The following is a 12,979-nucleotide window of genomic DNA, read 5'->3' on the forward strand; positions in this document are numbered from 1 at the left end:
CGATGAACGACACGCCCGCTGCCAACGCACTCGAGTTCCAGCATACCCGGAAGGAGGGCGTGCACCGCACGTGGTTCCGCGGCGCGCATACCAACTTCACGCCGGACCGCGCCGGAATGGCCACGCCGGACGCCGCGCGCCGATGGGTCGTCGACGGCTGGCAGCCGGAGCAGCCGATGATCACGCCCGAGACGCGGATCACCGCCTTCGGCTCCTGCTTCGCGGCCAACATCTCGAACTGGCTGGCCGCGCGGAACTATTCGGTACTGACCCGCGACGAGGGCTCGAACGCCTATGTCGTGAAGTGCGGCGAAGGGATGGTGAACTCCTTCGTCATCCGCCAGCAATTCGAGTGGGCCTTCGAGGGGGCGCGCTTCGAGGAGGAGCTCTGGCACGGCTATTCCGCCGAGAGCTACGGCTACGACGAGGAAGTGCGGCGCCAGACGCAGGAGATCTTCGCCCGGACCGACCTGTTCATCCTGACCTTCGGACTGTCCGAGGTGTGGTACGACGAGGTGTCGGGCGGCGTGTTCTGGCGGTCGATCCCGCAGGACGTCTACGACCCGTCGCGCCACAAGTTCCGCGTCACCACCGTCGAGGAGAACAAGGCCAACATCCGCGCGATCCACGACCTGATCCGCCGCCATCGCCCGGAAGCCCGGATCATCTGCACGCTGTCGCCCGTGCCGCTGATCGCGACGTTCCGCCCCGTCTCCTGCATCAGCGCGAATGCCGTGTCGAAGAGCGTCCTGCGCGTCGCCATCGACGAGCTGATGCGCGAACTCGGCCCCGAGGCGAGCGGCGACGGCGTGCTGCATTACTGGCCGAGTTACGAGATCGTCACCGACGTCTTCCACTCGCCATTCAAGGGTGACCGGCGGCATCTCCCCAAGGCGGTCCTCGACTACATCATGATGCTCTTCGAGCAGGTCTGGTGCGAGCGGCAGCCCAGCGAGGACGAGATGCGCCGCCACTGGCTTGCCGCGCTTTCGGCAGCGGGGCTCGTCTCCGACCGGCTGGAGACGGCCATCCGGGAGGCCGACAGTGGCAAGGTCGCCCGCGTGCTCGCCAAACGCAGGATCGCGCGGCATCCCGAGATGGAGGCCGGGATCCGCGCCGAGGTCGAGCGTCTGGCCGAGACGCTGCGCGCGTGAAGCCGGTGCGCGACAACGCCCGCGCGGCGATGGAAACGCTGCCGAAAGCGGCGCGGGGGGCGGAAACAGGCACCCATGCGGGCCATCACACCGCCGCGCTCATGGAGATCGCGCGACCTGCCGCACTGACCCTTGTCGATCCCTGGACCGAGGACGCCGTGCGCGATGCCCGCGCGCTGGCGCAGGCGATCCCGCAGGCGACGCGGGACGCGCAGGCGGCGGCGGTCGCGACCGCCTATCCGGACGCGACGATCCTGCGCACGACCTCGGCGGAGGCGCTGGCCGGAATGGGGGACGGCGCGCTCGACTGGCTCTGGCTCGACGGCGGCAAGCATTACGACACGATCCTGGCCGATCTGGAGGTCGCCGCGCGCGTCGTGCGGCCCGGGGGCATCGTGGCCGGGGCCGGCTGGCACTGGGGCGCGGAACTCGGCCACCCGGTCCGCGCCGCCGTGACCGACCTGGCCGCTCGCCTGCCCGGCGCCACGGTGGAGACGCGGGGGCAATACTGGACGCTCCGCCTGCCCGATGCCGTCCGGCTCGCGCCCCGGCCGGAGGGACGGTTCCTCGTCGTCTCGACGATGAAGAACGAGGCGCCCTACATTCTCGAATGGCTCGCCCATCACCGCGCGCTCGGGTTCGACGATTTCCTGATCTTCACCAACGATTGCGAGGACGGCACCACCGCGCTGCTCGATCGGCTGCAGGCGCGGGGCGTGCTGACCCATCAGCCGAACCGCGTTTTGCGGCGCGGACCGCACAAGTCGGCGCTGAAATGGGCGAAGGATCACATCGCGACCCTTCGGGCCGAATGGATTTTCATCGCCGACGTGGACGAGTTCCTTGACATCCGCGCGGGCGACGGCACGGTTCCGGGGCTCCTGCGCACACTCGGGCCGGAGACGGACGTGGTGAGCTTTCCGTGGAAGGTCTTCGGCAATGGCGGCGTCACCGCCTTCGCCGACCGGCTCGTGACCGCGCAGTTCACACGCTGCGAGCCGTTGCCCCGCCGGGGCGGCCGACCAGCGCGGGAGGTCAAGACGCTCTTCCGAAAATTGGAAACAATGTATCATCTCGGACTGCATCGTCCTCGAATCCGAGACGAATGGGTGGATCGGATCGTCTGGAAAGCGCCCGACGGGACGGACCTTTCCGGGCGCATGAACCGGGGGCAGGTTTGGGCCATGCCCTGGGGCGGCTGCCAGGACGCGGCCTATCTGCGGCACTATCCGCTCCGCTCGCTGGAGGCGTATATCCTCAAGAAGAACCGCGGCCGGGCGAACCATGTGGGCGAGGATCTGGGCCGGGACTATTGGGAAAAGTGGAACATGGGCGGCGGTCGCGACGCCCCGCCGGTCGTGCCCGGCTTCGAGGATGCGCTGGCGGAGCTGCGGGCCGACCGGGGCGTGCGGCAGTTGCATCGGCGGGGTGTGGAATGGCACCGCGCGCAATACGCCGCGCTGATGGACGTGCCCGCCTACCGGGCACTGCGCGAGGCGCTCGGCGCGACGGAACCGGCGGACGGGACCGCCTGAAAGGACGATCATGGCCGGAAAGCGCGACGAGACGCGGCGGAGGATGCTGGAGACACTGCCGAAGGGCGGGACCGGCGCGGAAGTGGGCGTATGGGAGGGACGGTTCAGCGAGATCATCCTCGAGGTTTGCGCACCGGCGCGCCTGCACCTGATCGACCCTTGGGAATACGATCCGCGCTTCAACAATACCGGTTTCGGGCGAAAGAAGAACGCCGAGCGCATGCCGGAAATGTACGAGACGGTCGCCGCGCGCTTTGCCGGCGACGACCGCGTCGTGCTGCAACGCGCCACGTCGGAGGCGGCGCTGTCGGAGATGGCGGACGGAAGCCTCGACTGGATCTACATCGACGGCAACCACAACGCGCCCTTCGTCGACACCGATCTCGATCTGGCCTCGCGCAAGGTCCGCCCCGGCGGCGTGATCGCGGGCGACGACTATCACTGGAGCGACGGGGAGGGGACGCCGGTGAAGGACGCCGTGGGCCGCCTCGTGGCGCGGCTGGGCGATCGCGCCGCGCTCGAGACGATGGGGCAGCAATACGTGATCAGGTTGGCCGGCTAGGGCGTCGGATGGCGATACCGGACCTCCGCGTCGGGTTTGGGGGCTGCTCGACGTGCCGCCGGGCGGGACCGTCGCAGGATCCGCGCCGATGCTGCGAGGACGCGACCGACGTCCGAAAGGATCAACACTCCGGCAGATTCACCGCGAGGCCGCCCTGGCTCGTCTCCTTGTACTTCTCCGACATGTCGCGCCCGGTCTGTCGCATCGCCTCGATGCAATTGTCGAGCGGCATGAAATGCGCGCCGTCGCCGCGCAGGCTGAGCGAGGCGGCGGAGACGGCCTTGATCGCACCGAGTCCGTTGCGCTCGATGCAGGGAACCTGCACCAGACCCGCCGCGGGGTCGCAGGTCATGCCGAGATGGTGCTCGAGCGCGATCTCGGCGGCGTTCTCGACCTGCGCGTTGCTGCCGCCGAGCGCCGCGCAGAGCCCCGCCGCCGCCATCGCGGAGGCGCTGCCCACCTCGCCCTGACAGCCGACCTCGGCGCCCGAGATCGAGGCGTTGTGCTTGATCAGTCCGCCGATGGCCGCCGCCGTCAGAAGGAACGTGCGGATGCCTTCCGGCGTCGCGCCGACGCAATGGTCGCGGTAATAGCGGATCACGGCGGGTACCACGCCGGCGGCTCCGTTGGTGGGGGAGGTGACGACCCGGCCGCCGGCCGCGTTCTCCTCGTTGACGGCCATCGCGTAAACCGAGAGCCAGTCGCTCCAGACATGCGGCTGCGCGAGGTTGCGGCCCGCTTCCGTCTGCAGTTGCGCGTGAATCGCGCGCGCGCGGCGCCGGACCGAAAGGCCGCCGGGCAGGATGCCGTCCTGCCGAAGGCCCCGGTCGATGCAGTCGTTCATCGCCGACCAGATCGCGTCGATCCGCCGGCCGAGCTCCGCCTCGGATGTCAGCACCGCCTCGTTGCGCCACTTCATGCGCGCGATGCCGAGACCTGATTCCGCGCCCATGGCCAGCATCTCGGCGGCGGTGCCGAACGGGTAGGGGAAGCCCGCCTCGGCCTTGGCCGTGCCGAGATCGGGCGGCGCCTCGTGTTCGCGCGCGGTGACGACGAAGCCGCCGCCGACGGAATAATACGTTTCCTGCATGCGGAGGTGGCCCGCCGCGTCGAAGGCGCGCAAAGCGAGACCGTTGGCATGGCCCGGCAGCGGCGGACCCCAGTCGAAGACCACGTCTTCCGCCGGGTCGAAACGCAGTTCCGGCAGCCCCTCGGGCGCGAGCGTCCGGTTTGCCGCGAGCCGGTCCAGCGCCGTCTCCGCGCGGTCCATGTCCATGTTCGCCGGGTCGAAGCCGAGCAGACCGAGGCAGACCGCCCGATCCGTCGCGTGGCCCTTGCCCGTCCAGGCGAGCGAGCCGTGCAGCGTCGCGGTGAGATGCGCGGGCGGGCCCGCGCCCGGCTCCGGCTCCGCCCCGCCCGCGAGCGCGCGAAGAAAGCGCAGGGCCGCGACCATCGGACCCATCGTGTGCGAGGAGGAGGGGCCGATGCCCGGTTTGAAGATGTCGAAGATGCTCAGGAACATGGGCGCCTCGGGATCGGCCGGCGGGCTAGCGGGCCGCACGCCCGCCCTTGCTCTTCCAGCGACGGTGGAGCCAGTACCATTGCGACGGATGCTGCGCCACCCATGACGAAAGGCGGTCGTTGAAGACCTGCATCATCGTCGCCGCGTCGGTATGCGGGATCGGCGCCTCGAGCGTGACGACGGGCCGGCCGTCGATCTCCGGGGCGAAGGTCGGGATCAGCGGCAGGTCGTAGCGCAGCGCCAGTTCGGCCGCTGCGAGCGAAGTGCGCGCGGGATGACCGAGAAAATCCAGATAGGGCGCGCCCTTCACGTACTGATCGGGCAGGATGGCCATCACCGCGCCGCCCCGCAGCGCGCGCAGAAGGTCGCGGTTGCCGGCACGGCCCTTGGCCACGATCGGTCGGCCCCCGGCTTCCAGCCCGCGCCGAAAGATCGGGTCGTAATAGGGGTTGTTGTTCGGCCGGTAGATCGCGCCCGCCTCGATCCCCTCGCGCCGGAGGATCGCGCGCACCGCCTCCCATTGGCCGTAATGGCCCGACAGGAGGATGGCCCCGCGCCCTTCCGCCCGGGCGGCGCGCAGGGCGGCGAGCCCGTCGCCATGCGCGTCGAGAACCGCCGTCTCCTTCGCGAAGTCCTCGTTGAACCACACGCTCGCGAGGGTGCGGCCGACGTTTCGGGCGACCTCGTGCGACAGCCGGCGGCGCTCTGCCTCGGCCATGTCGGGCCAGACGCGGCGCAGGTTCGCACGCACCCGGCGGCGGAGCGGGGAAAGGCGCACGACCCACTCCGTCACCGTGCCAAGGATGCGCCGGCGGGCGGGCATGGACAGCGGACGGAGGCAGGCAAGGAGCCCGCGCAGGGCGTAGGCCTGCAGCCGGTAGACGAGATCTCTCATGGCTGCCGGGGTTGACCGATCGGGGCGCGCCTTTCAAGCGCGGAGCGCCGCCGATGCCGAATCCGGGGACTCCCGGGGGGCGGGGGCATTTGCTACCGGAACCGGAAACACCGGGGGTTCCGATGCGCTACGTCCTTTTTTCCGTTCTGCTTCTTCTCGCCGCCTGCGCGAGCGCACCCGAACCGGAGATGTCCTTCCGGACCCACAGCCTCCATCCGGGCGAGACGCCGGAGATCCGGACCCTGATCAACAAGTGGGCGGACCATTACGAGATCCCGCGCAGCCTCGTGCATCGGGTGATCCAGCGGGAAAGCGACTACCGCGTCGGCGCCCGGAACGGGCCGTATTGGGGCATGATGCAGATCCTGCCCGCCACGGCGCGCAACATGAACTTCGAGGGCAGTCCGCAGGATCTGCTCGAGGCGGACACGGCGCTGAAATACTCCACCCGCTATCTGCGCGGCGCGTGGATGGTCGCGGACGGCGACGAGGAGGCGGCGATGATGTGGTACGCCCGCGGCTTCTACCACGAGGCCAAGCGGCGCGGCCTGCTTCTGGCCACAGGGTTGCGCGGGGCGCTGTGGAGGAACTACGACGCCGGTCTGCGGGAGTTGCCCCCGCTCGACGGGCATGGCCGAATCGTCGCGGTGTCGGAGACCTGCAAGCCGGCCGTCGGATTCGCGGCCCTGATCGGCGCGGAAACCTGCGACTGAAACTACGGGCGACGCCTTCGGGGGGAGTGGTGAGCCGACAGGGGCTCGAACCCTGGACCTACTGATTAAAAGTCAGTTGCTCTACCAACTGAGCTATCGGCTCTCTGAAGCGGCTCCTAAACGGGGGGTCGGGGGCCGTCAAGCGGCCCCCTTTCAAAATCGCGACGCGGCGCGTATCTGCGCGCCCATGACCCGCACCCCCAGAGACGGCCTGCCGTTCATGAAGATGCACGGCCTCGGCAACGACTTCGTCGTCGTGGACGAGCGCGCGACCGGACCCGCCGTGGACACCGCGCTGGCGCGAGCGATGGGCGATCGGCATTTCGGCGTGGGCTTCGATCAACTGGCCGTGATCCGTGACGACGCGGAAGCGGATCTCGCGCTCGTCTTCTGGAACGCGGACGGCAGCACGGCTGGCGCCTGCGGCAACGCCACGCGCTGCGTCGCGGCCCGGGAGATGGCGCGGCGGGGAACGGAACGGCTCACAATCCGGACGGAACGGGGCCTGCTTCGCGCCGAGGTGCGCGACGCGGGGCTGACGGCGGTGAACATGGGCGCGCCGATCCTCGACTGGCGCGACGTGCCGCTGGCGCGCGAGGTCGACCTGCTGCACCTGCCGCTTGACGGCGATCCGGTCGCGACGGGGATGGGCAACCCGCATTGCACGTTCTTCGTCACCGATGCCGAGGCCGCCGACCTCGCCGCCTTCGGCGCCTTCGAGCGGCACGCGCTGTTCCCCGAGGGCACCAACGTGCAGGTCGCGCACTGCGTCGCGCCCGACCACCTCAGGATGCGGGTGTGGGAGCGGGGCGTGGGCCCGACGCTCGCCTCCGGCTCTTCCTCCTGCGCCGTGGCGGTGGCCGCTGCGCGCCGGGGGCTGACGGGGCGGTCCGTGCGGATCGACCTCGATGGGGGGACGATCCATGTCGACTGGCGCGCGGACGGCGTCTGGATGACCGGCCCGACCGCGCATGTCTTCGAGGGCGTCTGGCCCCGGGGTGCGGCATGAGCGCGCCGATCCTGTCGAATCACGGCTGCCGCCTGAACGCCTACGAGACGGAGGCGATACGCGAGCTGGCCGCCGGGGCCGGGCTCGAGGACGTGGTGATCGTCAACACCTGCGCCGTGACCGCCGAGGCGGTGCGCAAGGGACGGCAGGACATCCGCCGCCTGCGTCGCGACCATCCGGGTGCGCGCATCGTCGTGACCGGCTGCGCCGCGCAGACCGACCCCGACGGCTTCGCCGCGATGGACGAGGTGGACGCGGTGATCGGCAACGTGGAAAAGATGCGCCGCGAGACCTGGGCCGGCCTCGCCACCGGCGGGACCGAGCCGGTGCAGGTCGACGACATCATGTCGGTGACGGAAACCGCCGGTCACCTGATCGACGGGTTCGGCACGCGCTCGCGCGCCTACGTGCAGGTCCAGAACGGCTGCGACCACCGCTGCACCTTCTGCATCATTCCCTACGGACGCGGGAACAGCCGCTCCGTGCCCGCCGGCGTCGTGGTCGACCAGATCCGGCGCCTGACGGAGCGGGGGTTCAACGAGGTGGTGCTGACCGGCGTGGACCTCACCTCCTGGGGCGCGGATTTGCCGGGGCGGCCGCGGCTGGGCGACCTTGTCCTGCGCATTCTGCGGCTCGTCCCCGACCTGCCGCGGCTGCGGATCAGCTCCATCGACTCGATCGAGGTGGACGACGCGCTGATGCGTGCCATCGCCGAGCAGGATCGGCTGATGCCGCATCTCCACCTGTCGCTACAGCACGGCGCGGACCTGATCCTGAAGCGAATGAAGCGGCGGCACCTGCGCGACGATGCGATCCGCTTCGTGGAGGCGGCGCGGCGGCTCCGCCCCGACATGACCTTCGGCGCCGACATCATCGCGGGCTTTCCGACGGAGACTGAAGCGCAGTTCGCGGACTCCCTGCGGCTGGTGGAGGAGTGCGACCTGACGTGGCTGCACGTGTTCCCCTATTCGCCCCGCGCGGGCACGCCGGCCGCCCGGATGCCGGCCGTCGACGGGGCCACGATCCGAGCGCGGGCCGCGCGTTTGCGCGCGGCGGGCGAGGCGGCCGTGTCGCGGCACCTCGCGGCGCAGGTGGGCCGCGACCACGCCGTTCTGATGGAATCGCCCCGGATGGGCCGCACGGCGCAATTCGCAGAGGTGGCTTTCGACACGGATCAGCCGGTTGGCGCGATCATTCCCGCGCGGATCACCGGCGTCGCGGGGCGGTCCCTGACGGCGAGTGTCTGAAGCGGTCGGACCCGGATTGGACCTTGGACCCGGTCCGACCCGGCGCTAGGCTCCGCCGGCCAAGGATCCGGAGATCTCGCATGCACGTCCTGTCCTCCCCTGCCTCGCCCTTCGTGCGGAAGGTCCGCGTGGTCCTGCTCGAGACGAAGCAGACCGACGTGGAGATCCGGGCCGTCACCTCGAGCCCGATGGGCGGCGAGGCCGTGCTGAACGCGGCGAACCCGTCGGGCAAGATCCCGGTCCTCGTGCGCGACGACGGTCCCGCGATCCACGACAGCCGCGTGATCTGTCGATTCCTCGACCACCGGGCGGGCGCCAGGCTTTACCCGGAGGCGCGGCTCTGGGACGTGCTGGCGCTCGAGGCCAATGCCGACGCGATCTTGGAGGCGGCGCTCGCTATCGTCTACGAGAAGCGGTTGCGGCCGGAGACCCTCTGGTGGCCGGACTGGTTCGAGGCGCAGTGGACCAAGATCGCCCGCTCGCTCGACGCGCTGGAGCACCGCTCCATGCCGCTGCTGGAAGGACCGCTCAACATGGCGCAAATCTCGGTTGGCTGCGCGCTCGGCTATCTCGATTTCCGGCTGGACGACCGGGCCTGGCGCGAAGGGCGGCCGACGCTCGCCGCCTGGGAGGCGCGCTTCGCGGCGCGCGACGCGATGCAGGTGACGAAGCCCGCTTGACCGAGGGGCCGACGATCGAAGAGGTCACCGACCTCGCCGCGCCGCTCGCCATCCGGGCAGCGGTCTTTATCGGGGAGCAGAATGTCTCGCTCGCCGACGAGGTGGACGGCCGGGATGGCGACTGCCTGCATTGGCTCGTCACGGACCCCGAGGGGCCGGTCGCCACGCTGCGCGTCCTGCCGAAGGGCGATGTGGCCAAGATCCAGCGCGTGGCCGTGTTGCGCCGGGCCCGGGGCACGGGGCTCGGCGCGGCGCTGATGCGGCATGCGATGGCCGCGCTCGCGGCGCGGGGGTTTCGCCGCGCAACGCTCGGCGCGCAGACCGACGCGATCGGCTTCTACGCGCGACTGGGCTTCGTGGCGCGGGGGCCGGTCTACGACGACGCGGGCATCCCGCACCGCGACATGGACCGCGACCTCGGGGCCATAGGCTGACATTCGACGCGGATGCGCGCGTTTGTCCGCTGGAACTCCGCCCCGACCTTGCGCTAAAGGAAACGAAATGCGGGCATGGGGGTCATCCCCATGCCCGACTCGCTGCTTTGACGATCGGTTCCATCGGGGCCGACACCAGACCGGGAGATGGCTTCGTGTCACATGCCGACGATCACGCGGGCACCCGCCGCGACTTTCTCTACTACGCGACGGCCGCTGCCGGCGTCGTGGTCGGCGGCGCCGCCGTCTGGCCGCTGGTCAACCAGATGAACCCCTCCGCCGACGTGCAGGCGCTGGCCTCCATCGACGTGGACGTCTCGGGCCTGGAGCCGGGCACGCAGCTGACCGTGAAATGGCTGGGCAAGCCGGTCTTCATCCGCCGGCGCACGCCCGAGGAGATTGCGGACGCCCGGGGGGTGGACGTTTCCGATCTGCCGGATCCGAATGCGCAGAACGCCAATCTCGAGGCGGGTGTCCCCGCCGTCGACGAGAACCGCGCCTTGGCGGCGTTCGAGGCAACCGGAAGCGAGGCGGTCGACGGCGAGTGGCTCGTCATGATCGGCGTTTGTACGCATCTGGGATGCGTGCCGCTTGGCGATGCGGGCGATTTCGGCGGATGGTTCTGCCCTTGTCACGGCTCCCATTACGATACTGCCGGCCGTGTCCGGCGCGGACCTGCCCCGACCAATCTTCCGGTGCCGTTGGCGGAGTTCACGAACGTATCCACGATCAGGCTTGGCTGAGGGGACACCGACATGGCTGGCATTCCGCACGACCATTACGAACCGCATTCCGACGCCGAGCGTTGGGTGCACAGGCGCATCCCGATCCTGAGCCTGATCTACGACACGCTCTACATCCCTACGCCCAAGAACCTGAACTGGATGTGGATCTGGGGCATCATCCTGACCTTCACGCTGGTTCTGCAGATCGTGACCGGCATCGTGCTGGTGATGCACTACACGCCGCATGTCGACTACGCCTTCGCGAGCGTCGAGCATATCATGCGCAACGTGAACGGCGGTTGGGCCCTGCGCTACATCCACGCCAACGGCGCGTCGCTGTTCTTCGTCGCGGTCTACGCGCACATCTTCCGCAATCTCTATTACGGGTCCTACAAGACGCCGCGGGAGGTCACGTGGATCATCGGCATCGTCATGTACCTGCTGATGATGGGCACGGCCTTCATGGGATACGTCCTGCCCTGGGGGCAGATGTCGTTCTGGGGCGCCACGGTGATCACCGGCCTTTTCGGTGCGGTGCCCTTCGTGGGCGAGTCGATCCAGGCCTGGCTGCTGGGCGGACCGGCGGTCGACAACGCGACGCTGAACCGCTTCTTCTCGCTGCATTACCTGATGCCGTTCCTGATCCTCGGCCTGACGATCGTGCATATCTGGTCGTTCCACTCCACGGGCAACAACAACCCGACGGGTGTGGAGGTGCGCCGTACCTCCAAGGAGGAAGCGGCCCGGGACACGCTGCCGTTCTGGCCCTACTTCGTCATCAAGGATCTGTTCGCGCTCGCCGTGATCCTGCTCGCCTTCTTCGCGATCGTGGGCTTCATGCCGAACTATCTCGGCCACCCCGACAACTACATCGAGGCGAACGCCCTCGCGACGCCGGCGCATATCGTACCTGAATGGTACTTCCTGCCGTTCTACGCGATCCTGCGGGCCTTTACCGGCGATGTCTGGGTGGTGATCGCGGCGAATTGGTTGACCGGCGGCATCGTCGACGCCAAGTTCTTCGGCGTGCTCGCGATGTTCGGCGCGATCGTGGTCATGGCGCTCGCGCCCTGGCTTGACACGTCGTCGGTCCGCTCCGGCCGCTATCGCCCGATGTTCAAGTGGTGGTTCTGGCTTCTCGTCTTCGACTTCATCCTGCTGATGTGGCTCGGTTCCATGCCGGCGGAGGAGCCGTGGGCGTCGATCTCGCTGATCGCCTCGGCCTACTGGTTCGCCTATTTCCTCGTGATCCTGCCGCTGCTTGGCGTGATCGAGAAGCCCACCGCGCGGCCGCAAACCATCGAGGCCGACTTCGCCAGCCATTACGGCGAGACGGGTGACGCGACCGGAATGCGCCTGCCGGGCGAGAAATCCGCCAAGCCGGCCGAATAAGGAGAGGGACAGATGCTGTCGACCTGCACCAAAGCCCTCGCGGCTCTCGCATTCATGACCTCGGTCGCCGTCGCGGCCGAGGAGGGGGTGCATCAGGAAATTACCGATTACGAGTTCTCGTTCGAGGGACTGTTCGGCACCTACGACCAGAACCAGCTGCAGCGTGGCCTCAAGGTCTATACCGAGGTCTGCGCGTCGTGCCACGGGCTGAAGTTCGTTCCGATCCGGACGCTCGGCGACGAGGGCGCGCTCGGCTACTCGGAAGAACAGGTGAAGGCCTACGCTTCCACGATCGAGGTCTACGATCCCGCGCTCAACGACCCCGATCCGGTCGGCGATTTCCGCCCGGCCACGCCGACGGACAACTTTCCGGAGAACAACTCTCAGGGCGCCCCCGACCTGTCGCTGATGGCGAAGGCACGAGCCGGCTTCCACGGGCCGTACAACCTCGGTCTCAGCCAGATCGTGAACGGGATGGGCGGACCGGAATACATCGCCTCGCTGCTCGTGAACTACACCGGAGAGGAGCGGGAACAGGCGGGCACGATCCTCTACGAGAATACCGCGTTCCCGAGCGGATGGATCAGCATGCCGCCGCCGCTGGGCGACGACTACGTCACCTTCGACGACGACGCCCCCGCCGATCTGGTGAACGCCTCGAAGGACGTCGCTGCGTTCCTGATGTGGACCGCGGAGCCGAAGCTCGCCGCGCGGAAGCAGATGGGAATGACGGCCATCGTCGCGCTCGGTGTGCTGTCCGTTCTGCTGTATCTGACGAACAAGCGCGTCTGGTCGCGCGTAAAGGGTTCCAAGAAGTCCTAAGACGCGCCGCCAACGGCATCGGTCGGGCCGGCTTCCGTCGAGGCCGGCCTTTCTCGTTCGCAATTTTTGGTGATATCGCCCTGCGGGCCGAGATAGTGTCCGCATGTCGAAGTTTCGTAGACTGCCTTCCACGGCCCGCGCGATCCGGGCGGCCTGCCCTGCCGCAGGACGGATCGTGATCGTCGTGGGTCTGCTGGCCGCTTCAAAGCGGTTTGCCTCCGTCCCGACTCACGGGGGATTCCCGCGGGGTCGTCCGTGCGGTTCGCTTTCGGCGGGAGATCGAACATGG

The 12,979-nt window shown here is 68.8% G+C and carries 13 protein-coding genes and 1 tRNA gene; 11 read left to right on the forward strand and 3 right to left on the reverse strand.

What is annotated here, in order from left to right; all coding sequences use genetic code 11:
• The first annotated feature begins 2 nt into the window (after positions 1-2).
• The 3 genes from Q1B08_RS10075 to Q1B08_RS10085 are packed head-to-tail and all read left to right on the forward strand — an operon-like array spanning position 3 to position 3,251.
• A complete protein-coding gene (locus Q1B08_RS10075) occupies positions 3-1,154 on the forward strand; it encodes a GSCFA domain-containing protein (protein ID WP_299817722.1) in 1,152 nt (383 codons plus the stop codon).
• Positions 1,151-2,689 carry a glycosyltransferase family 2 protein gene (locus tag Q1B08_RS10080; RefSeq protein WP_299817725.1) on the forward strand — a complete coding sequence of 513 codons (1,539 nt, stop codon included), beginning with the start codon at positions 1,151-1,153 and terminating at the stop codon, positions 2,687-2,689. Before Q1B08_RS10075 ends, Q1B08_RS10080 begins: the two co-directional genes overlap by 4 nt.
• Positions 2,690-2,699: 10 nt before the next feature.
• Positions 2,700-3,251, forward strand: coding sequence for a class I SAM-dependent methyltransferase (locus Q1B08_RS10085; RefSeq protein ID WP_299817728.1), 552 nt, complete (start codon positions 2,700-2,702; stop codon positions 3,249-3,251).
• A gap of 121 nt (positions 3,252-3,372) precedes the next feature.
• On the opposite strand, the gene Q1B08_RS10090 is transcribed toward Q1B08_RS10085, so the two are convergent.
• Both Q1B08_RS10090 and Q1B08_RS10095 read right to left on the reverse strand, forming a co-directional pair.
• The gene (locus tag Q1B08_RS10090) at positions 3,373-4,773 is read right to left on the reverse strand and encodes an L-serine ammonia-lyase (RefSeq protein WP_299817731.1); all 1,401 of its coding nucleotides are present in this window, start codon (positions 4,771-4,773) and stop codon (positions 3,373-3,375) included.
• Between the two features lie 25 nt (positions 4,774-4,798).
• Complete coding sequence (locus Q1B08_RS10095) at positions 4,799-5,668, reverse strand: lysophospholipid acyltransferase family protein (protein ID WP_299817734.1); 870 nt, start codon at positions 5,666-5,668, stop codon at positions 4,799-4,801.
• A gap of 122 nt (positions 5,669-5,790) precedes the next feature.
• Between Q1B08_RS10095 and Q1B08_RS10100 the strand changes: the two genes are divergently transcribed.
• On the forward strand, positions 5,791-6,381 hold the full coding sequence (locus tag Q1B08_RS10100) for a lytic transglycosylase domain-containing protein (protein WP_366140000.1): 591 nt from the start codon (positions 5,791-5,793) through the stop codon (positions 6,379-6,381).
• A gap of 27 nt (positions 6,382-6,408) precedes the next feature.
• Here the strand turns inward: Q1B08_RS10100 and Q1B08_RS10105 are convergent.
• Positions 6,409-6,484, reverse strand: a tRNA-Lys gene (locus tag Q1B08_RS10105).
• 84 nt (positions 6,485-6,568) lie between these two features.
• Between Q1B08_RS10105 and dapF the strand changes: the two genes are divergently transcribed.
• From dapF to Q1B08_RS10140, 7 genes are all read left to right on the forward strand, one after another.
• Complete coding sequence (gene dapF, locus Q1B08_RS10110; protein ID WP_299817737.1) at positions 6,569-7,390, forward strand: diaminopimelate epimerase; 822 nt, start codon at positions 6,569-6,571, stop codon at positions 7,388-7,390.
• Positions 7,387-8,637: a tRNA (N(6)-L-threonylcarbamoyladenosine(37)-C(2))-methylthiotransferase MtaB gene (mtaB, locus tag Q1B08_RS10115; protein ID WP_299817740.1), complete on the forward strand. Its 1,251-nt coding sequence runs from the start codon at positions 7,387-7,389 to the stop codon at positions 8,635-8,637. Before dapF ends, mtaB begins: the two co-directional genes overlap by 4 nt.
• An 80-nt stretch (positions 8,638-8,717) precedes the next feature.
• Positions 8,718-9,317: a glutathione S-transferase family protein gene (locus tag Q1B08_RS10120; RefSeq protein ID WP_299817743.1), complete on the forward strand. Its 600-nt coding sequence runs from the start codon at positions 8,718-8,720 to the stop codon at positions 9,315-9,317.
• Positions 9,314-9,751, forward strand: coding sequence for a GNAT family N-acetyltransferase (locus Q1B08_RS10125; protein ID WP_299817747.1), 438 nt, complete (start codon positions 9,314-9,316; stop codon positions 9,749-9,751). Before Q1B08_RS10120 ends, Q1B08_RS10125 begins: the two co-directional genes overlap by 4 nt.
• Before the next feature lie 155 nt (positions 9,752-9,906).
• Complete coding sequence (gene petA, locus Q1B08_RS10130; RefSeq protein ID WP_299817750.1) at positions 9,907-10,494, forward strand: ubiquinol-cytochrome c reductase iron-sulfur subunit; 588 nt, start codon at positions 9,907-9,909, stop codon at positions 10,492-10,494.
• Between the two features lie 12 nt (positions 10,495-10,506).
• Positions 10,507-11,868 carry a cytochrome b N-terminal domain-containing protein gene (locus Q1B08_RS10135; protein ID WP_299817753.1) on the forward strand — a complete coding sequence of 454 codons (1,362 nt, stop codon included), beginning with the start codon at positions 10,507-10,509 and terminating at the stop codon, positions 11,866-11,868.
• 54 nt (positions 11,869-11,922) lie between these two features.
• Positions 11,923-12,690, forward strand: coding sequence for a cytochrome c1 (locus Q1B08_RS10140; protein WP_299817852.1), 768 nt, complete (start codon positions 11,923-11,925; stop codon positions 12,688-12,690).
• Positions 12,691-12,979: the final 289 nt, after the last annotated feature.

The organism is uncultured Jannaschia sp. (genome assembly GCF_947494025.1).
Lineage (GTDB): Bacteria > Pseudomonadota > Alphaproteobacteria > Rhodobacterales > Rhodobacteraceae > Jannaschia.